Annotated in this window: 20 protein-coding genes and 1 tRNA gene; 6 read left to right on the top strand and 15 right to left on the bottom strand. The window is 56.8% G+C overall.

Annotated elements, in window-relative coordinates; all coding sequences use genetic code 11:
• The 4 genes from AC2FHW_RS00265 to AC2FHW_RS00250 form a co-directional block, all read right to left on the bottom strand.
• Positions 1-432: a universal stress protein gene (locus AC2FHW_RS00265; RefSeq protein ID WP_271947228.1), complete on the bottom strand. Its 432-nt coding sequence runs from the start codon at positions 430-432 to the stop codon at positions 1-3.
• Positions 429-3038: a TRAP transporter permease gene (locus tag AC2FHW_RS00260; RefSeq protein ID WP_496707788.1), complete on the bottom strand. Its 2610-nt coding sequence runs from the start codon at positions 3036-3038 to the stop codon at positions 429-431. Before AC2FHW_RS00260 ends, AC2FHW_RS00265 begins: the two co-directional genes overlap by 4 nt.
• Positions 3039-3139: 101 nt before the next feature.
• Positions 3140-4108 carry a TAXI family TRAP transporter solute-binding subunit gene (locus AC2FHW_RS00255; protein ID WP_142633669.1) on the bottom strand — a complete coding sequence of 323 codons (969 nt, stop codon included), beginning with the start codon at positions 4106-4108 and terminating at the stop codon, positions 3140-3142.
• Between the two features lie 398 nt (positions 4109-4506).
• Positions 4507-4592: transfer RNA gene (locus AC2FHW_RS00250), tRNA-Leu, on the bottom strand.
• 145 nt (positions 4593-4737) lie between these two features.
• On the opposite strand from AC2FHW_RS00250, the gene AC2FHW_RS00245 reads away from it, so the two are divergent.
• Positions 4738-5316 (top strand): YqaA family protein, encoded by a 579-nt coding sequence (locus tag AC2FHW_RS00245; RefSeq protein ID WP_496728278.1) that lies wholly within the window; start codon positions 4738-4740, stop codon positions 5314-5316.
• Positions 5313-5780: a disulfide bond formation protein B gene (locus AC2FHW_RS00240; RefSeq protein ID WP_271947233.1), complete on the top strand. Its 468-nt coding sequence runs from the start codon at positions 5313-5315 to the stop codon at positions 5778-5780. Before AC2FHW_RS00245 ends, AC2FHW_RS00240 begins: the two co-directional genes overlap by 4 nt.
• On the opposite strand, the gene AC2FHW_RS00235 is transcribed toward AC2FHW_RS00240, so the two are convergent.
• Positions 5777-6364 carry an HNH endonuclease gene (locus tag AC2FHW_RS00235; protein ID WP_142633663.1) on the bottom strand — a complete coding sequence of 196 codons (588 nt, stop codon included), beginning with the start codon at positions 6362-6364 and terminating at the stop codon, positions 5777-5779. The genes AC2FHW_RS00240 and AC2FHW_RS00235 overlap by 4 nt on opposite strands.
• Positions 6365-6574: 210 nt before the next feature.
• On the opposite strand from AC2FHW_RS00235, the gene AC2FHW_RS00230 reads away from it, so the two are divergent.
• Positions 6575-7180, top strand: coding sequence for a pseudouridine synthase (locus AC2FHW_RS00230; RefSeq protein WP_142633661.1), 606 nt, complete (start codon positions 6575-6577; stop codon positions 7178-7180).
• 31 nt (positions 7181-7211) lie between these two features.
• Positions 7212-7637: a VOC family protein gene (locus tag AC2FHW_RS00225; protein ID WP_142633659.1), complete on the top strand. Its 426-nt coding sequence runs from the start codon at positions 7212-7214 to the stop codon at positions 7635-7637.
• A 2-nt stretch (positions 7638-7639) separates the two neighbouring features.
• Here AC2FHW_RS00225 and AC2FHW_RS00220 read toward each other — a convergent pair whose 3' ends face one another.
• From AC2FHW_RS00220 to AC2FHW_RS00205, 4 genes are read right to left on the bottom strand one after another with little or no spacing between them, the layout of a single operon-like run.
• Positions 7640-7942, bottom strand: a complete 303-nt coding sequence (locus tag AC2FHW_RS00220; protein WP_142633657.1) for a putative quinol monooxygenase — start codon at positions 7940-7942, stop codon at positions 7640-7642.
• Positions 7936-8439 carry a GNAT family N-acetyltransferase gene (locus AC2FHW_RS00215; RefSeq protein ID WP_142633655.1) on the bottom strand — a complete coding sequence of 168 codons (504 nt, stop codon included), beginning with the start codon at positions 8437-8439 and terminating at the stop codon, positions 7936-7938. Before AC2FHW_RS00215 ends, AC2FHW_RS00220 begins: the two co-directional genes overlap by 7 nt.
• A gap of 3 nt (positions 8440-8442) precedes the next feature.
• A complete protein-coding gene (locus AC2FHW_RS00210) occupies positions 8443-9108 on the bottom strand; it encodes an alpha/beta hydrolase (RefSeq protein WP_142633653.1) in 666 nt (221 codons plus the stop codon).
• The gene (locus AC2FHW_RS00205) at positions 9105-9737 is read right to left on the bottom strand and encodes a DNA-3-methyladenine glycosylase family protein (RefSeq protein ID WP_271947237.1); all 633 of its coding nucleotides are present in this window, start codon (positions 9735-9737) and stop codon (positions 9105-9107) included. Before AC2FHW_RS00205 ends, AC2FHW_RS00210 begins: the two co-directional genes overlap by 4 nt.
• 96 nt (positions 9738-9833) lie before the next feature.
• Between AC2FHW_RS00205 and AC2FHW_RS00200 the strand changes: the two genes are divergently transcribed.
• On the top strand, positions 9834-11060 hold the full coding sequence (locus AC2FHW_RS00200; RefSeq protein ID WP_271947239.1) for an MFS transporter: 1227 nt from the start codon (positions 9834-9836) through the stop codon (positions 11058-11060).
• Between the two features lie 3 nt (positions 11061-11063).
• Here AC2FHW_RS00200 and AC2FHW_RS00195 read toward each other — a convergent pair whose 3' ends face one another.
• The 4 genes from AC2FHW_RS00195 to AC2FHW_RS00180 all read right to left on the bottom strand — a co-directional run bounded on the left by AC2FHW_RS00195 (position 11064) and on the right by AC2FHW_RS00180 (position 15705).
• Positions 11064-11891 (bottom strand): squalene/phytoene synthase family protein, encoded by an 828-nt coding sequence (locus tag AC2FHW_RS00195; RefSeq protein WP_281972055.1) that lies wholly within the window; start codon positions 11889-11891, stop codon positions 11064-11066.
• Entirely contained in the window at positions 11843-13477 is a 1635-nt protein-coding gene (gene cimA, locus AC2FHW_RS00190) for a citramalate synthase (protein WP_496821292.1), read from the bottom strand. Before cimA ends, AC2FHW_RS00195 begins: the two co-directional genes overlap by 49 nt.
• On the bottom strand, positions 13474-14874 hold the full coding sequence (cysS, locus tag AC2FHW_RS00185; RefSeq protein WP_281994575.1) for a cysteine--tRNA ligase: 1401 nt from the start codon (positions 14872-14874) through the stop codon (positions 13474-13476). The genes cimA and cysS overlap by 4 nt, the downstream gene beginning before the upstream one ends.
• A gap of 318 nt (positions 14875-15192) precedes the next feature.
• Positions 15193-15705 carry an outer membrane protein gene (locus AC2FHW_RS00180; RefSeq protein WP_142633643.1) on the bottom strand — a complete coding sequence of 171 codons (513 nt, stop codon included), beginning with the start codon at positions 15703-15705 and terminating at the stop codon, positions 15193-15195.
• Positions 15706-16114: 409 nt separating this feature from the next.
• Between AC2FHW_RS00180 and AC2FHW_RS00175 the strand changes: the two genes are divergently transcribed.
• Positions 16115-17659, top strand: coding sequence for a trimethylamine methyltransferase family protein (locus AC2FHW_RS00175; protein ID WP_496675744.1), 1545 nt, complete (start codon positions 16115-16117; stop codon positions 17657-17659).
• A gap of 53 nt (positions 17660-17712) precedes the next feature.
• On the opposite strand, the gene AC2FHW_RS00170 is transcribed toward AC2FHW_RS00175, so the two are convergent.
• Together AC2FHW_RS00170 and AC2FHW_RS00165 are read right to left on the bottom strand one after the other, a co-directional pair.
• Entirely contained in the window at positions 17713-17958 is a 246-nt protein-coding gene (locus AC2FHW_RS00170) for an EF-hand domain-containing protein (protein WP_271947247.1), read from the bottom strand.
• A 540-nt stretch (positions 17959-18498) separates the two neighbouring features.
• Positions 18499-22119, bottom strand: coding sequence for a vitamin B12-dependent ribonucleotide reductase (locus AC2FHW_RS00165; protein WP_496812941.1), 3621 nt, complete (start codon positions 22117-22119; stop codon positions 18499-18501).
• Positions 22120-22298 lie beyond the last annotated feature (179 nt).

Raw genomic sequence — 22298 nt, 5'->3', positions numbered from 1 at the left:
TCATCGCACCACGTAGACCGAGACTGTCGAATGCCGCACGACGCGCGCAGCATTCGGACCCAGCAGGTAATCCTTGAAGTCCGGCTTATGCGCCCCAATGACGATCAGGTCAGATCCGGCGCTTTCTGCGGTTTTCAGGATCTCCTGATAGGCCGTGCCCGTGGCCACGACATGGCGGATCTTTTCATTGCGCTCACTGCCCAATGTTGATGCGCACAGCTCGGTCAGTTGTTTTTGCGCCTCAGCCAAAGCCTTTTCATGGAAATCCGCCTGGAAAAAGCCGGACACCCAGCTTTCTCCAAAATCGGGCAGAACACTGACCACATCCAGCTGCGCCCCCTCTAAATCGGCCAATGCAGCGGCCTTTTGAAGGACCGGGCCATCAATTTTGCCATTGCTGATATCAACAGCACACAGAACAGAACGTGTCATGCGGGCACCCCTTGTCTGGCGGCACGGCCGCGTTGCAGGAAGGCGATCAGACCCAACAGGATCATCGCCGGGATATAGACCAGTTGCTTGGGTGGCTGGCTTGACGGCAGGCTGACCGAGGTCAGGCGCACGGCCTCATCCCCGTAATAGTCGAAGATGCTCAGATCATCGGCAACAGGCGCGCCGAACAGCGGCTCTTCCAGCTTGATCAGACCGTCCTCTTCGATCAGCAGTAGACCCATCGCATCAACCCGTGCAGGACCGCCGTCTTCGTCGCCAACAGAGACGACAACCGTGGTATCCACCATCTCAAGCGTGTCGAAATCCGGGCCGCTGATGACCAGACGCACCTCGGTTCCGGGCGGTGTTTCCCCGATCGTTTCGGTGAATGCAGCCGGTTCAACGGTCTGATATGGCGGTGAAATCCTGTCCATAAAATAATCCGGACGGAATAGTGCGAAAGCAACCGCGACCAAGGCAACGCTCTCATAGATCCGGCTGCGGGTCAGGAAGTAGCCCATCGTGCCCGCCGTAAAGACAAGGATCGCTATCGTCGCAAATATCGCAACGATTATCCCTTCGACCCAGGTCACATCAATCAACAGAAGGTCTGTGTTGAAGATGAAGACAAACGGCAACGCGACCGTGCGCAGGCTATAGAAGAAGGCGATGAATCCGGTCTTGATCGCATCGCCCCCCGATACAGCCGCAGCCGCGAAACTGGCCAGCCCCACGGGCGGTGTCACATCCGCCATGATGCCAAAGTAGAAGACGAACAGATGCACCGCGATCAGCGGCACAATCAGCCCGCTCTGCGCGCCCAGCTCCACGACCACACCGGCCATCAAAGAACTGACGACGATATAGTTCGCAGTGGTCGGCAGGCCCATGCCCAGGATCAGGCTGAGGATACCGACCATGATCAGCATCAGGATCAGATTGCCACCCGACAGGAACTCGACCAGATCGGCCATCACCTGGCCCACACCGGTCAGGGTCACGGTACCAACGATCACACCCGCCGTGGCCGTCGCCAGCGCGATACCGATCATGTTGCGCGCGCCGTCGATCATGCCCTGCCACAGATCCGCGACACCGTCGATGAACGCGTTGTAGAGGTTGCTTTGCCCCCGGAACATCGCCTTCAGCGGTTTCTGCGTCAGCAGGATCACAAACAGCAAGGACGTGGCCCAAAAGGCCGAAAGACCGGGCGATTTCTGTTCAATCATCAGGAAATAGACCAGCACGATGATCGGCAGAAGGTAGTGCAGGCCCGCCTTGTAGATCTCGCTAATGACCGGCAGCGTCACCTCTTTGGCATTCGGGTCATCGGGTTCCAGATCGGGCACCTGTGCGGCCAGGTACAGCAGCGCCACGTAAATTGCGCAGATGATCAGGCTGAGGACCAGACCGGCCGAGTTCGGCATCCAATTTGTCACTGCTTCCACAGGGAATTGAGAGCCATAGCAGAGCCCAGCAAAGACAATGAAGAACGAGAACATACCAACCACGGTACGTGCCAGTTTCACTTCGCGGTCGCCCAACGTGGGCATGTTCCGCTTTACGGCTTCGAGATGCACGATATAGACCAAAGCAATGTACGAGATCGCCGCTGGCAGGAAGGCGTGGGTGATCACCTCGACATAGGAAATTCCCACATATTCTACCATCAAGAAGGCTGCAGCGCCCATGACGGGTGGCATGATCTGCCCGTTCACCGAAGAGGCAACCTCGACCGAACCTGCCTGTTCGCTGCTGAACCCAACGCGTTTCATCAATGGAATGGTGAAGGTACCAGTGGTCACAACGTTTGCGATGGACGAGCCCGAGATCAGGCCGGTCGCAGCTGAGCCCACAACCGCCGCCTTGGCGGGGCCGCCGCGCAGGTGACCCAGCGCGCCAAAGGCCATCTTGATGAAATAGTTCCCTGCCCCGGCCTTATCCAACAAGGCGCCAAACAGAACAAACAGGAATACAAACTTGGTCGAAACACCCAAGGCGATACCGAACACGCCCTCGGAGGTGATCCACATATGGCTCATCGCCTTTTTCAGGCTGGCGCCCTTCCAGCGGATGACTTCGGGCACCCATTCGGATGATCCAAAGAAGACATAGGCCAAAAAGATCGTCGCAATAATCGCCATCGCCGGGCCAAGCGCGCGGCGCGCGGCCTCGAACAACAGTAATAGCCCACCCAGGGCGATCCATTTGTCTGTATCGTCTGCCAGCCCTCCGGCATCAACGATCTTGGTGTAGAAGAAATATCCGTACAGCGCCACAAAAGCGCCCAGAAGGCCCATGATCCAATCATGCACAGGGATATAATCCCGTGGGCTGGATTTCAGCGCCGGATAGGCTGCAAAGGCCAGAAACATCGCAAAGGCCAGGTGAAACTGACGCGAATTGTTAACCACGCTGCCGGGCAACACATAGTTCGCCAGAGGCGAAGCAAGTACGACCTGAAAGATCGACCAGATCGCCGCCACGATCGCAAGGAAAACGCCTACATTCCCAACCGGATTACGCCCTCCGGCATCTGAAGATGCGACCAGATCCTGTAGTTCTTCTTCGGATAGCGGGCGGTTCGATTGTGTCTCGGAACTCATGAAAATGTCTCCCCGTCGTGGCCATTTGCGGCCTTCTGCATCACCCGCTTGATACGGGTTTTGTGCGGGGCGCCCGACGGGCACCCCGCGTCAGGTCTGGCTTATTGAATCCAGCCTTTTTCTTTATAGTACTTCTCGGCACCCGGATGCAGCGGAGCCGACAAGCCGTCCGCGATCATCTCTTCGGGCTTAAGGTTGGCAAATGCCGGGTGAAGCTTTTTGAAGTCATCGAAGTTCTCGAAAACCGAGCTGACAACCGCATAAACCGCATCATCCGACACGTCCGCCGAAGTCACGAAGGTCGCGCCAACGCCGAATGTCGCGGTATCACCATCCGACCCGCGGTACATGCCGCCGGGAATGGTAGCAGTACGGTAGAACGAGTTGTCGTTGACCAGCTTGTCCACGGCCTCGCCGCTGACATTGACCAGAACCGAGTCGCAAGCCGTGGTGGCTTCTTGAATCGAGCCCGAGGGGTGACCCACGGTATAGACCATTGCGTCAATCTGGTTGTCGCAAAGCGCCGCAGACTGTTCCGCCGCCTTCAACTCGGTCGCCAGTTCGAAATCGTCAGTGGACCAGCCCATTTCGCCCAGCAGAACCTCCATGGTGCCACGCTGACCGGAACCGGGGTTACCGATATTTACGCGCTTGCCTTTCAGGTCTTCGAAATTGGTCACACCGGAATCGGCACGGGCCACAACGGTAAACGGTTCGGGGTGAACCGAGAAGACGGCGCGCAGGTTTTCAAACGGGCCCGCCTCTTCGAATTTCGAGCTGCCGTTATAGGCATGGTACTGCCAGTCGGACTGCGCAACACCAAACTCCAGCTCGCCTTCGCGAATGGTGTTGATGTTGTACACGGAACCGCCGGTCGATTCGACCGAGCAGCGCACACCATGTTCCTTACGCCCTTTGTTGACCAGACGACAGATTGCACCGCCAGTTGGGTAATACACCCCGGTCACGCCACCTGTGCCGATCGTGATAAACTCTTCGGCATAGGCCGCAGGCGCCATCAGAGCCGCCGTGACAACCGCGCCGAGGCTAAGCTTGCTGCTGTTTTTCATAAGTGAACTCCCATTATTTTTCTGGTGGGAGACACATCAAAGCGCCGGATAAATGGCCCTGCGATATGCAACAACGCCCGCTATGCAGCAGGCATATCTTTGATTTTTCAGAATCTCCCAACCCGTAAGAGGTTTCATTCTGAGCATTAGCTTGTCAAGGCCAGCAGGTCACCAAAGCAGGCGTATCCTCAGATTTGACAAGCCCTCCTGAATTTTCCCCGCCTTTGACGCTTTTCTTGCGCATCTGCCCCGCAGTGACCGCAAACAAATCCAATTATGCGCTTTTGACATCGGGAATTCTGACCAGAACGCGAACGTGTGAGTTGGGAATGCGAGCAATTAGAACTGCCGAAAAGAAAAAACAGAAGGCAGGTTCCCCTAACCCTCTGTTTTTACTTTGGTACCCAAGGCCGGACTCGAACCGGCACGGTATCACTACCGGGGGATTTTGAATCCCCTGCGTCTACCATTCCGCCACTTGGGCCACGGACACTGAATTAGCGTTCAAAATCGAGAAGGTCCAGAGGCAAAAAACACCCTGATTGAGGAATGTTCCAGCCTGCAAGGTTGACGGCCTGCGGGGCGCATGATTTGGCTTACCCAACACATGTACAGGGAAATTGCACCTGATGCTGCGACCTCTTTATGACTGGACCATTCGCCTGGCAGAACACCCGAATGCCTTGTGGGCGCTGGCTATTGTTTCCTTCATCGAAAGCTCTTTCTTTCCGATACCGCCGGACGTTCTGATGATCCCCATGATCCTTGCCCGACCCTCCCGGGCCTGGCTGATTGCTTCTGTTGCACTGGTAGCTTCGGTTTTGGGCGGTATGTTAGGCTATGCAATCGGCGCGTTCTTTTATGAAAGCCTCGGTCAGCCCATCCTTGAATACATGGGCAAAGCCCACGCCATGGAAGAGTTCAACACACGGTTCAATGACTTTGGTTTCTGGGCTGTTCTGGCCGCTGGGGTTACGCCTTTTCCCTATAAGGTCATCACCATCATGTCCGGCTGGACAGGGATGCCTCTGGGCACCTTCATTGCCACCTCGATTCTGGCCCGAGCGATACGGTTTTTCATTGTCGCAGGTTTGCTTTGGGGCTTCGGAGAGCCGATCCGCAGCTTTATAGAAAAGCGGCTGGGCCTTATGTTTACCCTGTTCATCATCCTTCTGTTCGGCGGGTTCCTAGCGGTGAGATTCCTATGACAAGACGAAATTTACTGGTCCTGGTTGCCACGTTTGGATCTGTAGCATTGCTGCTTGGAGCCTTTGCGTTTCAGTATCTCGGCGGGCTTCCACCCTGCAAAATGTGCATCTGGCAACGCTATCCGCATGCTGTCGCCATCCTGATCGGTGCTGCGGCGCTTGCGCTACCTCGGCTGGCGATCCTCCCTCTTTTAGGCGTCATGGCGGCGCTGACCACTGCGGTCATTGGTGTCTATCACGCTGGTGTAGAACGCGGTTTGTGGGAAGGTCCGTCAAGCTGCACATCAAGCAGCATCGGCGGTCTGTCGGCAGAAGAACTGCTGGATCAGATCATGTCGGCACCACTGGTACGCTGTGATGATATTCCATGGGAGTTATTTGGTGTTTCCATGGCCGGATGGAATGCCGCTTTGTCTTTCGTTCTGGTTCTGCTCTGGTTCGCCGCGTGGCGTGAAGGCCGTTAGAGCTCGTCCAGTTCCGCATCCCAATAGAGAAAGTCGATCCAACTGTCATGCAGGTGGTTCGGTGGGAATTTTCGTCCAACGTTGCGCAAAGCCTCGGCATCTGGCTGCCGCGGAGGCTTGCGCAATGTCATTCCTGCTTGCCGCAGTGATTTAGACCCTTTGCGCAAGTTACATGGGCTACAGGCCGCAACAACGTTCTGCCAGCTTGTCACCCCGCCCGCCGCGCGCGGGATCACGTGATCAAAGGTCAGATCCCCACGGCTGCCACAGTATTGGCAGCGGAATTCATCCCTCAGAAATAAATTAAAGCGCGTGAAGGCCACGCGCTTTCTGGGTTTTACATAATCTTTCAGCACAACGACCGAGGGTATTCGTATTTCGGTGCTCGGGCTTCGGACAACTTCGTCATATTCGGCGACGATATCCACCCTGTCCAGCCAGGCAGCTTTTATGGCCTCCTGCCACGGCCAGAGCGATAGTGGATAGTAGGACAAGGGGCGGTAATCGGCGTTCAAAACCAATGCCGGATGATGCTTGAGCGCACCGGGTTCCCTGACAAATTCGGTCCTGAAGTCTCCGTCCATATCAGAATCGCTCCACGCTCTGCTCTGCCTATTTTGACATCAGAGCGGAGAACCCCCGCCCCGGCCTTAGCTTTACTATATATCGTGTTAAAGCTCTGACAAGCCCTGAGTTTCCACAATATCTCGGGGATTGAGTATTCCGAATCCGTAACAGGCCGATGACAGTTATCCACAGGTTGCACCAATTCGATCGCCGGGCTATGGCGGGTAATGTCCTGGTTCATCCGCTTCAATAAACCATTCGATGTATTGCCACAGTTCACGGATCGCGCGAATGCGGAGTCTCCGCGCAGGACGCTGTCGGATTTCATTGATCTGCCGGATGTGTATCCGGCCGGGCGATTGGACCGCGATAGCGAAGGTTTGATGCTGTTGACCGACAATGGTCGCCTGCAGGCGCAGATAGCCGATCCCAAGCATAAAATGGCTAAGACCTATTGGGTGCAGGTCGAAGGGGAGCCAGACGCCTCCGCCCTAAAAGCCCTGCGCGATGGTGTTGAGCTGAAGGAGGGCTTGACCCGCCCTGCCAAGGCGCGATTGATGGATCAGCCCGAGGCATTATGGCCGCGCGACCCGCCGATTAGAGTGCGGCAGACGGTGTCGGATTGTTGGGTCGAACTGGTCCTTCGAGAAGGTCGAAACAGGCAAGTGCGCCGGATGACGGCGGCCGTTGGGCACCCGACCCTTCGACTGATCCGCGCCCGGATAGGCGACTGGACATTGGACGGGCTTGAGCCGGGGCAATGGGATAGCCTATCTATGCCTGCCCTCGCACCATCTTCTTCGCGCAAACGGGACCGGCGCCCACGTCGGTGACCGAAACGCCTATTTGTGATAGGATAGCGGAATGAAGGTATCACCTGACATTCCGCAGCCAACCGGCCTTTTAGAAGCGTCACTTTATGTCGACGACCTGGATGCTGCAGAGCATTTCTATGGGGACGTTCTGGCGCTTGAGCAAATCCAGCGTGTCGCCAACCGGCATGTGTTCTACAAGGTGGGTGGTTCAGTGTTGCTGCTATTCAATGCGGCAGAGACCGAAAAACCTCCGGGCAACCCGCGCCTGCCTGTTCCCGCCCATGGCGCCCAAGGTCCGGGTCATGCCTGCTTTGGCATGGCGCGCGCGCAAATCGCGGTGATGCGAAAACATCTTATAGACTGGAACGTGCCCGTAGACGCTGAATTTGAATGGCCGAACGGAGTACTGTCTTTATACGTTCGCGACCCGTCCGGGAATTCCATCGAATTCGCCGAGCCTTCCTTATGGGACTAGGATCACCGCAGCGGTTTCTTGTCACCTCCCGTGATCCGATAGATTAGACTTTCAGTCACTCCGACCTTGCCCAGCACCGCCTGAAATGTTGCCATGTGCGGTGTGGCAAAATGCGCCTCGAGCGCGGCCTGACTTTCCCATTCTTCGTAAACCCGAAACCGATTGGCATGACCCAGAATCTGGCTGAATTCATAGACCGTGCAGCCTGCTTCCTTCACCGTCTCGGCAACCATTTCCTGCGCAGCTTTTCTGGCAGCCTCGGCACCTTCCGGCGTAATTTCGATAGTTCCGGTTACGATCAGCATGGTATCTCCAATCTCAGATCAATCCGTTTGGTAATCCTGTCGACCGGCGTGCCGTCACGAAGGGGCACACCAAAATCAACCGAGTAATCTTGGAATCCCATCTTCTCGTAATAGTTCAGGCCCATCCGGTTATCGGCCCTTATTGTCGCGCTGATGGAACCGAGCCCAACCCCTACGGCAAATTTGGCGGTTTCTTCAAACAAGGCACGCCCTGCCCCCTTCAATACCGGTTCGCGGCGGGTGAAGGTTGCAATGTCAGCGCAATCGTCGGGAAGTGCGTCATTCACCCCGAGCCATTGAAACCCGGAAACCTCACCTTGCGCATCCAGCGCCACGTGGCAGCATATCTTATCCTGCCCCTCCAGATAACTCTGCGCAAACTGCGCCTCGGAGAAAGGGGTTTCATTCGCAGTCGTACCACCAATGGCGATGATCTGGTTGAGCAAATCGCAAGCTGCTGCGACATCCTCGGGCATCATGGGGCGGACCGCAATCATTGCTTAAAGGCTCAGCTTGTCACGCATGAATGCCAGTGCGACGCTAAGACCATCCGGGGCAATACCGTGGCCGGTGCCCTTCATGACATGGGCATAGACCTCTTTGAACTCAGCCGCTTGCAGGGCCTCGGCGGCTTCGGGCAATGATTGTGGCGGCACGACGTCATCGGCGTCGCCATGTACCAGTAGGACCGGCATGCGGCTGACTGTTTCATCCGGCAGCAGATCGGGTTCCAGAAGGCGTCCTGAAATGGCTACTATCCCGGCCACTGGGTCCTCGCGGCGCGGGGCGACATGCAGGCTCATCATCGTGCCTTGCGAAAATCCGAACAGAACCACCTGCTCGGGCAGAACGTCTTCGTCCACCATCAACGCATCGAGGAAAGCGTCGAAGTCATCCGCCGCCATTTCCATCCCGCGGCGCGATTCTTCTTCGGAAGAGCCATCAATCCACGGGATCGGGAACCACTGAAAGCCATTGGGCATACCCGGGATCTGCTCGGGCGCGTCAGGGGCAACGAACAGCGTGTCCGGCAAGTGCTCGCCCAACACATCGGCCAGCCCCAGCAAGTCGGCCCCGTTGGCGCCATAGCCATGCACGAACACCACGACCGAGCGCGTATCGCCCGAAACCGGCTCTTTTCGGAGCGCATTCAAAACCCGTGTCATCTGATCCCTTCTCGTTCTTTTGCGACCCGGTAATAGGCCCACAACACCCGCGCTGCAACCGACCGCCAGGGTGACCACGCTTCGGCCATCCGGCGCAGTTCTTTATCCGTAGGGCGCTTGGGTAAATCATAGAGGATGCGCGCGGCCTCTTGCAGCGCAAGGTCGCCCGGTGCAATCACATCGGCACGGCCCAGAGAAAATATCGCGTAAATCTCGGCAGTCCAGACGCCTATGCCTGAAATTTCGGTCAGGATCGCCACAACATCCTCATCAGGTGCGTCGCGTAACGCCTTGTAATCAATACGAGCCTCCGCAAGCGCTCGGGCATATCCGATCTTTTGGCGGCTAAGGCCCACCGCACGCAAATCCTCATCGGTGGCCCACATGATTTTGCGTGGGCCCGTCAGTTTTGCATCTTGCAGTCGTTTCCAGATTGCGTTCGCCGAGGCCACACTGACCTGTTGGCTGACAATCGCACTTAGCAGCTGGGCAAACCCGTCAGGCTTACGGCGCAGCGGCAAAGGCCCGGTCTGGTCCATCGCATAGGCCATGCGCGGACAGGTCTCGGCCAGCCACTTGGCCCCCTCGGCCACGCAATCGGGGGTTTCAATGATACGTCCGACGGACATGCGCGCTCCGGCAAATTGGTCAGCAGCACGTTAGGGTGCTTTGTCGCAGATGCAACCGTCTTGTATGACCCTGCTTTCATCGCTACGCATTGGCGCATGACAATGACACTCACGATCCCGGATAACAGTCAGGCCAAGCGTAATGTCGCTGTTCTGGTCGCAGCTCAGGCCATTCTGGGATCGCAGATGCCGATGATCTTTATTGTTGGCGGTCTGGCCGGGCAGTCGCTGGCCACCAATGCCTGTCTAGCAACCCTGCCCATCTCGTTGATCGTGCTGGGGTCAATGCTGGCGGCAACACCGATTTCGGCCATAATGCAACGCTGGGGACGGCGCGCAGGGTTTCTGGTTGGGGCAACGGCAGGTGCCTGCGGGGGGCTGGTTGGGGCCTACGGTTTGTATCTGGCCTCGTTCCCGGTCTTCCTGGCGGGCAGTCTGCTGACCGGAATCTATATGAGCGCGCACGGATTCTATCGCTTTGCCGCCGCGGACACAGCCTCGGACGCCTTTCGCCCTAAGGCAATCTCATACGTCATGGCCGGCGGTCTGGCCGCCGCGCTCATTGGCCCCCAAATCGTTAAGCTGACCTCAACCGCCTATGTGATCCCATTCCTGGGCACCTATCTGGCGGTGATTGTGCTCAACATTCTGGGTTCGGTCTTGTTTTTCTTTCTGGACATCCCCACGCCTGCAAAAGCCGCTGAGGGGGCCCCGACCGGACGCACCCGGCTTGAGATGCTAAAGACGCCGCGCATCGCCGTGGCCATCATCTGCGCAATGGTTTCTTATGCGTTGATGAATCTGGTCATGACATCCACTCCGCTGGCAGTGGTTGGTTGTGGCTACACAGCCAATGACGCGGCAGATGTGGTCTCTTTTCACGTTCTCGCCATGTACATCCCCAGTTTCTTCACCGGCCAGTTGATTGCCCGTTTTGGCGTCGAAAAGATCGTAGCTCTTGGTCTGGCAATCCTTGCCGGTGCTGGCGTTGTCGCCTTGCAAGGGGTTGAGCTCGAAAACTTCTTCATCGCTCTGATCTTGCTGGGCGTCGGTTGGAATTTTGGCTTTATTGGCGCGACCACCATGTTGGCGGCATCGCATGACATCAACGAGCGTGGCCGTATGCAGGGTCTGAACGACCTGCTGGTATTCGGTGGCGTCACACTGGCTTCACTTGCTTCGGGTGGGTTAATGAACTGCTCTGGCGGCTCACCGGTTGAAGGCTGGACCGCGGTAAACCTTGCCATGGTTCCATTGTTGACTCTGGCCGGGGGCGCATTGCTTTGGTTGGTTCTGCGCCCGTCCGATCCCGAAACGGTCTGAGGTCTACCAGCGACCCCGGACCACCTTCCACATCAGGGAAACCCGGCGCCGAACCTCACCCTGCATCAAATTCCCTGCGGCCACGCGATCTGGCTGAGCAATCGCCTTGCGCAACACCCATTCAGATTGCCAACCCGCCAAAAGCGCCGGGCGCGCCTCTGGTGAAATCGCCAGACGCTGTCCCTGTGCGCGCCGCAACCGGTTCAGAGCCTTTTGCGCCAGATCGCGCACTGCATCGGGTGTTCCATCCAACAAAGGAATACGCCCGCGCGCCTCAAGATCCGGGATTGCGCGCAACCAGTTCGCCACGCCAACGGCATAGCCGAACTCTCGTAACACAGGCTCATCGGCCTCACCCAAAGATTGCGCCGACGCCACCATCAAACTGGCCGAGCTGTGATTTAGGTAGGCCTCGAAATGGGCCTCGTCCTCGAAAGGATCGCGATAGATATCCCAGCGCCTTACGGCCACGTATTCATCCAGCATCACCGCCAGATGTGGGGAAAGAACCTGCGATAACGGCGTCACGACCTCATGTCGACGCACAGTCGGACCTTCAGCAATTTCCTGCAATGCATCGCGCCACCATTGCAGGCGCATTTCGGCAATCATCGCCTCTTGCGTGACCCAGGGCGCTCGGGCGACCTCGACATTCAGGGCATAGATCGGAAACAGAACCGAACGTGCGGCAACCGGCGCGGCCATCGCCGCCATGAACCGGTCCGGATCGGCGCGATGCACCAATGCAGCACAAGCCTTCAGATCGTCATTGAACTGCACCGTCACTCGGCCACCACCGCCCGAGGACGGCAATCCCGTACAAGCTTCCATTGGATCGCATCCAATAGGGCCTCAAACGACGCATCCACTATGTTCGCGCTGACCCCGACAGTTGACCAGCGCCGCCCCTGCCCATCTTCGCTGTCGATGATGACCCGCGTCACGGCCTCGGTTCCGCCTTGGGTGATCCGCACCTTGAAATCGACCAGATGCATGTCGTCCAATATCCGCGAATATTGCCCCAGATCCTTGGCCAGAGCCTTGGCCAAAGCGTTCACCGGACCCCGGTCGCTGCCATCTTCGTCCAGAGATTCACTGACCGACAGCTTCTTTTCCCCGTCGACCTTCACCACGACAACCGCCTCGGACAGGCTGACCATCTTGTCATACTTGTTCTTCCGCCGCTCAACCGTGACCTTATAGCGTTTGACCTCGAAAAAAGCGGGCAACTGGCCCAGCTCATCGCGCGCCAACAGCTCAAAACTGGCCTGGGCGGTGTCATAAGAATAGCCTTCGGCCTCGCGCTGCTTGATCCGGTCAAGAATGCGCCCCAGCGCCGGATCACCACTTTCCACGCTCAGGCCGGCCTCAGTCAGGCGTTTACGCAGATTCGACTGCCCCGCCTGGTTCGACATCGGGATGATCCGTGCATTGCCGACAGTCGCCGGATCGACATGTTCGTATGTCGACGGATCCTTCAGGATCGCGCTGGCATGCAGCCCCGCCTTATGCGCAAAAGCAGACGCCCCCACATAGGCCGCCTGCTTGCTGGGCACCCGGTTCAGGATTTCGTCCAACATACGGCTGACCCGAGTCAGACCCGCCAAGGCCTCGACGCTGACCCCAATATCAAACTGCGACACATAAGGTTCTTTCAGCAGCAAAGTGGGGATCAAAGCCGTCAGATTTGCATTCCCGCAGCGTTCGCCCAACCCGTTCAGGGTTCCCTGAACCTGACGCACGCCCGCATCCACAGCAGCGAGCGAGCACGCAATCGCGTTTTCCGTGTCATTATGAGTATGAATGCCCAAACGATCACCTGGCAAACCTGCGGCAATCACCTCGGATACAACCCGCGACACTTCACCGGGCAATGCGCCCCCATTGGTGTCACACAGAACAACCCAGCGAGCTCCGGCCTCTAAAGCGGCCTTGCAAACCTGGACCGCATATCCGGGATTGTCTCTGTAGCCGTCAAAGAAATGCTCAGCGTCAAAAAGCGCCTCACGCCCCTGCGCCACGATATGCGCAACCGAGGCGCGCACGTTCTCGACATTCTCCTCCAGAGCGATCCCCAGCGCCTGGGTCACATGGTAATCATGCGACTTGCCCACAAGACACACTGCCTTCGTGCCAGCGTTCATCACCGCCGCAAGAACATCGTCATTCTCAGCCGACCGACCCGCGCGTTTGGTCATCCCAAAAGCGGTCAACCGCGCCGCAGTTTTCGGCGCGGCATCAAAAAACGCACTGTCAGTCGGGTTCGCACCGGGCCAACCACCTTCGATGTAATCCACACCCAACTCGTCCAGCGCCTGCGCGATCTGCACCTTCTCAGCGGTCGAGAACTGCACGCCCTGCGTCTGCTGCCCATCGCGCAAGGTGGTGTCGTAGAGGTAGAGGCGAGTTTTTGTCATAACACTCCCTCCAACTTGGTGAGGTCAAAGCCGGTACCAGGAACCAACTCTACACCTTCTTTGCTCATCCGCACTTCAAGGCCAGCGGCCACATATACTGCTTTCAGGCGATCCACCTCTGAGAAATCCTTGCTCTGCATCGCCCCGGCCCGCGCTTCTGCAAGTCTATCCGCATACGACCCTAAATCCACTGAGGCCAGATCGGCCCATGCACCCATTTCGGGCATCAACAGACCCATAACCTGGGCGCCAGCCAACAGGCTTGCATGGTCACCTTCGGACGCCAGCCGGTATAGCTCGGTGATGGCGCCCGCTGTGTTCAGATCATCGCTCAGCGCAGCGATGACCGCGGGCGCCGCGCTGGCGGCGGGCTCGATGCCTGATGTCAGCGCCCGCCACTTGCGCAGCGTTGCCTCGGCTTCACGTGCCTTTTTCTCTGTCCAGTCCATCGGTTTGCGATAATGCGTCTGCAAAAAGACAAAGCGGATCACCTCACCGGGCACACCCTGCTCCAGAAGATCGTGCACGGTAAAGAAGTTGCCCAGCGATTTGGACATTTTCTTGCCTTCGACCTGCAACATCTCATTGTGCAGCCAAACGCGCGCAAACTCGCTATGCGGGTGGGCGCATTTGCTCTGGGCGATCTCGTTTTCATGGTGCGGGAACATCAAATCGTTGCCACCACCATGAATGTCAAAGCTCTCACCCAACAGCTCATAGCTCATGGCCGAGCATTCGATATGCCAACCCGGACGCCCTCGGCCCCAAGGAGACTCCCACCCGGGCAACTCGTCGGTAGACGGCTTCCACAGAACGAAATCCATCGGGTTCTTCTTATACGGCGCAACTTCGACCCGGGCACCCGCGATCATGTCATCCACGGACCGACCGGACAGGGCTCCGTACTGCTCTTTCCAACTGTCCACCGCGAACAGAACATGCCCTTCGGCCGCATAGGCGTGACCCTTGGCAATCAGATCCTCGATCATCGCGACCATCTGCGCGATGAATTCAGTGGCGCGCGGCATATGATCGGGCTGTAGCGCGCCAAGCTCACCCATGTCGCGCAGATACCAGCCGATGGTCTCATCTGACCGTTCCTTCACCAACTCTTCCAACGTCCCCGCGGCCCCCGCCTTTTGGCGTTCCAGGGCGGTCGCGTTGATCTTGTCATCCACATCGGTGAAATTGCGCACATAGGTCACATGATCTGCGCCATAAACATGCCGCAGCAAACGATAGAGCACATCAAACACGACCACGGGCCGCGCGTTACCCAGATGGGCAAGGTCATAGACGGTAGGTCCACAGACATACATCCGCACATTGTCGGCGCTGATCGGAACGAAATCCTCTTTTGTCCGTGTCCGTGTGTTGTGCAGTTTGATCGTCTTCATCTGTCGGCTCCTAAGAACGGCATAGCGTCTCGCGTTGGCGCGGGCTTAGCAACTTGTCTCAGGGAAGAAAACGAAAGAAACCGGCCCGCTTGATAAATCAGCAGGTAATGCAGCAGATAATGATGCAGGTCATCCGGTTCATGGATCATCCTCTAGCACGGCTATCCCGCCGCGCCAAGCCTTACGTTCTATCATGACCGGGGAGTGATTGGCGAACGCCCTGAATTGGAACAGGAAATCGACGCCATGCTCCGCAAACGCCAGACCTTCATAGTCGTGAATTCGGCAGCTCAGATCAGATTCAATCTGGAAATCTTGCTAGAACCGAAATGTCGTACGCAGATTGAACACATTCGAATCCAGCCCCCCATTCGATCGGGTAACGTCATTGAAATTCTGGCGCAGCGCCTCACCGCTGATGACGAAATTATTGCCAATCGGATAAGCGACACCAATGCCATAAACCGCTGCGGTATCGTTTTCGACCGTGGAATCCACGCGCGCCGCACCGATAACTACATATCCCAACGCATTACCGAAATCGTATCCGCCGCGCAGTTTCAGCCGGGTCATGCTATCCAGACTGCCTTCGCCCTGACCAAGATTCAGCGACAGCCGGTTATACTCAAGCTCACCACCCAACACGAACTTGCCGAAATCAAAGTCATACCCGAGATGAGGACCAAAGCTGGTGTCGCTGCCGCTTGAACCATTCGGCCCGTCTGCATCAGCATAGCCAAAGCTGAATCCCGCATAGGCACCGCTCCAATCCTCGGCCAAAGCCGGTGAGAAGCCGGATGTCGCCAGAGCAACAATTAATGCGATATGCACCTTCCTACGATTCACCAAAAACCTTTCAGAAATGCTTTCGAGTATTCAGATCAATTTGCTACAAACTGGGCCGCATTCGTTAAAAAAGTGTTTAGCCTAGTGGCCCAATTCAAGTAAGCAGAGAAATTATAGCAGATTTCGACCGCCTCGGGGAAAAATATCTTTAGGCAACAATCACTTGAGAATTTGCTTCGCTTTTCGGCATCAAGGTCGCAAATAGAACAGATAATGCCGTTCTGAATTGGAACACTGCGGCCACTGGATGAGGAACCAAATGCAGAACGAATTTTGGAAAATCCACCTGATCAGCCGCACAATCGGCGCGGATCGGGGACGTGCTGCCAGGGGGCGTCCTTCAGGCTTTTTGTAAGGCCTCTCAAAATACGTTTCTCACTATTGGATCCTAAACATGAACGACCAACCCCGTAACTCTTCCCGCAGTGGCGGACGTGCTGCGCGTCGTGCTGCCCGCGCATCTGCTCTGCCTGATCATCTGCGCCCTATCCGCCCGGGAATGGAGGGCGGACGCTACAAGCCACTGACTCAGCCACAAGTCGAACGCATTCACGAGGCCGCGCTGCAGGCGCTTGAAACCATAGGTCTGGCGGATGCTCCGCAAAGCGGGATCGACTATCTGGTTGGCGCGGGCTGCACACTTGGCGACGACGGACGCATCCGGTTTCCGCGCGCGCTGGTTGAAGACACCATTGCCAAAGCCAACCGCTCGGTCACATTGTTCAGCCGGGATGGTCAAACTGACCTGGAATTGTCGGGGGCAAAGGTTCACTATGGGACCGCCGGTGCCGCTGTCAGTATGGTTGAAGTCAACGGCCGCGAATACCGCGATTCGACTGTGCAGGATCTGCACGATGCCGCGCGGATTTGCCAACAGCTGGATAACATCCATTTTGTCCAACGCCCGATGGTTTGTCGCGATATTTCCGACAATCTCGAGATGGACCTGAACACGATTTATGCTTGTAGTTCTGGCACTTACAAGCATATCGGCACATCGTTCACCGATCCTAGTTATGTCGCGCCAGCGATGGAACTAATCCACATGATCGCAGGCGGTGAAGACAAGTGGCGCGAGCGGCCATTCATCTCGAACTCGAACTGCTTTGTCGTACCGCCCATGAAGTTTGCCACTGAAAGCTGTCAGGTGATGGAGGAATGCATCAAGGAAGGAATGCCTGTTCTTCTTCTTTCGGCCGGAATGGCAGGTGCAACTGCTCCGTCCACAATCGCAGGCGCCATTGCCCAGGCGACAGCAGAATGTCTTGCCGGTTTGGTTTATGTAAATGCCGTAAAGCCAGGTGCACCGGCGATTTTTGGAACCTGGCCCTTTGGGTTGGACCTTCGGACAGGCGCCATGTCCGTAGGATCAGGTGAACAGGCTCTGCTCAGCGCAGGCTGTGCCCAAATGCACAAGTTTTATGATCTGCCAGGCGGAGCCGCCGCAGGCGCGTCGGATTCCAAATTGCCCGATATGCAAGCGGGATGGGAGCAGATGTGCTCGAACGTCATGGCCGGCCTGTCGGGCCTGAATATGGTTTATGAATCCGCCGGGATGCACTCGTCTCTGTTGGGTTTTTGCTTTGAAAGCTTGATCTTAGGGGATGATCTTATCGGACAGGCGATGCGCTGCGTCCGCGGGATCGAAGTATCTGACGAAACACTGGCATTGGATCAGATGGCCGAGGTTTGCCTTGGTGGGCCCGGTCACTATTTGGGAACCGATGCCACACTTGGGCGCATGCAGGCCGATTATGTGTATCCCGCACATGGAGATCGAACGTCTCCGAAAGAATGGGTCGAGCTTGGCAAACCTGACTTGATCGAAAAAGCGACCGCGCGAAAACTGGAAATCCTGTCGACCTCTTCTCCGGCACAGTTCGATCCGGCATTGGATGCGCAGATTCGCAGTAAATTCAACATTCACCTACCCAGATAAACACCTAGAAAGGCGGCCAGAAATTTCGTCTGGCCGCCTTGATAATTTGTTGATCAGCCGTTTGTAGATGGCAGCAACCCGGCTTCCTGCGCGATTGCAATTTCATCCTGATCCAGCGCGCCGTCGCCATTTGCATCCATTGCTGCAAATCCGTTTGCGTCAACGTCTGGCACGACGGCCTGAACTTCTTCGATTGTCAGAACGCCGTCCCCATTGGTATCCGCCGCAGACTGCGCGACAGCCAAAGTCGGCAGAGCAAAAGCAAGTGCGGAAAATGTGACCAGAGTATTCAGTTTCATTGTGATGCCTCCTGATAGAGTTTGTGTGTTTTGTGTCCGGACAAGCATCAAGAACACGCAATCACCACCAGTTGTCAGCCGCTGAGTACCATCGCTTTGATTTCGCGCCAAACTCCGCGTGTTTGCAAGAGTCGCATCCGCGGTCTGTCGCTGGGTAAAACTCCCCCAAACACGGTCGGCGGTTCTTGCCCGATGGGAAACAGGCAATATGGCGAGGCTCTGCCGAGTTAACGGCTTTAGGACAAAAAGAAAGGGGGCCGAAGCCCCCTGTCAGTTTCGCCATCCAGGCTCCATTCGTTGACCGCCCGGTGTTTTGTTTGCCTGCGGCCTGGACGTCGCATGGAACGAGCGCACCCGTTCCGTGAAAGAGTGGGAAAGAGCAAATATTCCGCCCCACCCTGTTCCCGGCCAACACGGGCATGTCGGCCGAGTGGACCAAGGCATCGAAGGTAAGTCTCTGCGCCTTGATCCGTATTCGTCGGGGCCGGCAACTGTGGCAGCTTCCGACCCCCTGCGCCCCGGGTTGCCGGGGCGCTTAACTCAGCTACACCCGCTTGTTGAGCCGCAGGTGTTGCATTTCATGCAGGTGCCGTTGCGCACCAGCGTGTAGTTTCCGCATTCACCGCAGGGATCGCCCTCATAGCCTTGCATCTTGGCTTTGGTGCGGGCGTCCATTCCGGTTGCGGCGGCGGATTCAACCACCGAAGCTTCGAAAGTGGCTGCGGTTTCGGCCATGCCGTTAACTACGGTTTGTCCGCCATTGAGAACCATCAGTTCCTGCGGCATCCGTTTGCGCAGATACCCGGACGAGCTGATTTGTTTCAGAACTTCCAAAGACTTGGACGCCGCGCTTTCGCTGATCTCGGACACGTTCGAGACACCTTCTTCCTCGCCCCGGCCCAGATCGTCAAAGCTTGCGCCTTCTGGTTTCACATGAGCCAGATCGGTGCGGTCCAGATAGGACACGGCCAATTCGCGGAAGATGTAATCCAGGATCGACGTCGCATTCTTGATCGAGTCGTTGCCCTGTACCATTCCCGCCGGTTCGAACTTGGTGAAGGTGAAGGCATCCACGAACTCTTCCAGCGGTACGCCATATTGCAGGCCAACCGACACGGCGATGGCAAAGTTGTTCATCATCGCACGGAAGCCAGCGCCTTCCTTGTGCATGTCGATGAAGATCTCACCCAATTGGCCGTCTTCGAACTCGCCCGTGCGCAGGTATACCTTGTGGCCACCCACGATTGCCTTTTGAGTGTAACCCTTGCGGCGATGCGGCAGTTTCTCACGATGGCTGCGGATGATTTCCTTGACGACGACCTTCTCGATGACCTTCTCGGCCAGAACGACGGCTTTTTCCTGCGGCGTCCCGGTTTCCAGAACTTCTGCTGCCTCTTCGTCATCCTCGACCAGCGCGGCTGCCAATGGCTGCGACAGTTTAGAGCCGTCGCGATACAGCGCGTTTGCCTTCACACCCAGCGACCAGGACAGCTCATAAGCTTTCTGGCAATCCTCGATGGTGGCGTCATTCGGCATGTTGATCGTCTTGCTGATCGCACCCGAAATGAAGCTCTGCGCTGCAGCCATCATGGTGATGTGGCTGTCAACACCCAGGAAACGCTTGCCTTTCTTGCCGCACGGGTTGGCACAGTCGAAGATCGAATAATGCTCTTCTTTCAGATGCGGTGCACCTTCCAGCGTCATGGTTCCGCAAACGTGGTCGTTGGCCGCGTCGATATCCGCTTTGGTAAAGCCCAGATGGCGCAGCAGATCGAAGGTCGGGTCATTCAGCTTGGTCGCAGGGATGCCGAGAACACCGGTGCAGAAATCCTCGCCCAGAGTCCACTGGTTGAACACGAACCGGATGTCGAAGGCGCTTTCCAGTGCGGCATCCACTTTGGCCAGTTCATTGGGGCCAAAGCCGTGACCCGTCAGCGAGGTGTGGTTGATCCCCGGAGCGTTGCCGATGGTGCCATGACCAACCGCGTAGCTGACGATCTCTTCAATCTGAGCCGAGGAATACCCCTGCTTTTCCAACGCTGCAGGCACCGAGCGGTTGATGATTTTGAAATACCCGCCACCGGCCAGTTTCTTGAACTTTACCAAAGCAAAGTCCGGCTCGATCCCGGTGGTGTCGCAATCCATCACCAGACCGATGGTTCCGGTTGGCGCAATCACAGTGGCCTGCGCATTGCGATAACCGTTCTGCTCACCCAGGCTCAGCGCTTCATCCCAAGCTGACATCGCCAGATCAACCAAACGTTTATCCGGGCAGTTGCCATGGTCCAGAGGTACAGGCTTCACTGCCAGTTTCTCATACCCTTCAGTCACACCCTGAGATGCGCGGCGATGGTTGCGGATGACCCGAAGCATGTTATCGGCGTTGCGCTCATAGCCATTGAACGGACCCAATTCACCAGCGATCTCGGCCGAGGTTGCATAGGCTACACCGGTCATGATCGCGGTCAGCGCGCCACAGATCGCGCGGCCTTCATCCGAGTCATAGCTGTAGCCCATGTTCATCAGCAGACCGCCGATATTGGCATAGCCCAAACCCAAAGTGCGGAAGTCATAGGACAGCTGCGCGATTTCCTTGGACGGGAACTGCGCCATGGTCACCGAGATTTCCAGCGTTAGGGTCCACAAGCGCGAGGCATGCATATAGTCCACTGCCTGGAACTCATCATCCTTGAGGAAAGTCAGCAAGTTCATCGACGCAAGATTACAGGCCGTATCATCGAGGAACATATATTCCGAACACGGGTTCGATCCGCGAATCTCCCCATCTTCGGGGCATGTATGCCACTCGTTGACTGTGTCGTGAAACTGGATGCCGGGATCGGCGCAGGCCCAGGCCGCGTGGCCAACCTTTTCCCACAGGTCGCGCGCCTTGACGGTCTTGGCGACTTTCCCGTTTGTGCGGTTGACCAGTTCCCAGTCCGCGTCCTTCTCGACAGCGGTCAGGAAGGCGTTGGTTACGCGAATCGAGTTGTTCGAGTTCTGGCCCGAAACCGAGCTGTAGGCTTCCGAATCCCAATCCGTATCGTAGGTCGGGAATTCGATGCTATCGTGACCCTGCTTGGCGTAATCCAGAACGCGTTTGATGTAAGTCTCGGGGATCGCAACATTTTTCGCCTGGCGAACCGCCTTTTTCAGGCTGTCATTCGTCTTGGGATCATACGCGTCTTCCTGCGCGCCGTCCCAGCTGCGGATGGCCTCGAAAATGCCGTTCAGCATCTTCTCGTGCATCTTCGATCCGGCAACGATCGAGGCCACCTTCTGCTCTTCGATCACCTTCCATTCGATGAATTTCTCGATGTCTGGGTGATCTGCATCGACGATGACCATCTTTGCTGCTCGACGGGTCGTGCCGCCTGATTTAATCGCGCCAGCGGCGCGGTCGCCGATCTTGAGAAAGCCCATCAAACCCGAGGATTTACCGCCACCCGACAGTGCCTCACCCTCGCCACGCAGGTGGCTAAAGTTGGTCCCGGTTCCGCTTCCGTATTTGAACAGGCGCGCCTCGCGGACCCACAGGTCCATAATGCCACCCTCGTTCACCAGATCATCATCTACGGACTGGATGAAACACGCATGCGGCTGCGGATGCTCATAGGCGGATTTCGATTTGGTCAGCTTGCCTGTCTTATAATCGACATAGTGGTGCCCCTGTGCTGGGCCATCGATTCCGTAAGCCCAGTGCAGGCCGGTATTGAACCATTGCGGGCTGTTCGGCGCAGCGCGCTGAGTCGCCAGCATATAACGCATCTCGTCGAAATAGGCGCTCGCGTCATCCTCGGTCGAGAAATAGCCACCTTTCCAGCCCCAATAGGCCCAGGCGCCGGCAAGACGGTCAAACACCTGCTTGGACGAGATTTCGCCCCCAAATTCAGCGTCCTCAGCCGGAACAGAACGCCACAGGAATTCAGGGACATCCTTTTCCTTGACCTTCTTCAGCTTGGTCGGAACGCCTGCTTTGCGGAAATACTTCTGCGCGATGACGTCGCTTGCGACCTGGCTCCAGCTGGTAGGAACCTCGATATCGTCCAGGCGGAAAACGATGGTCCCATCCGGGTTTCGGATTTCTGACGTCGCAGAAGCGAACTTAAGCTCTGCATAAGCATCCTGTCCCGATTTGGTAAATTTTCTGTCAATCTTCATGTCCGCCGCCCTAGATTCAATCAACTTGTCCCTTGGCTTTTGATCCCAATAAACGGACCATCTGCCCTAACCGAAAATCTTGGGCGCAGGAAACCGGCCGCTGCCCGAAGCAGCGTGACCCCGTTCCGACGGACGCACGTAAGTATGATGTGCTCTCCAGCCCTCGCCCTGTGCCACGT

This window comes from Ruegeria sp. YTSA108, from assembly GCF_059610185.1.
Note: the sequence above shows the minus strand (reverse complement) of the source record. Positions and strands in the feature narration are given on the sequence as shown.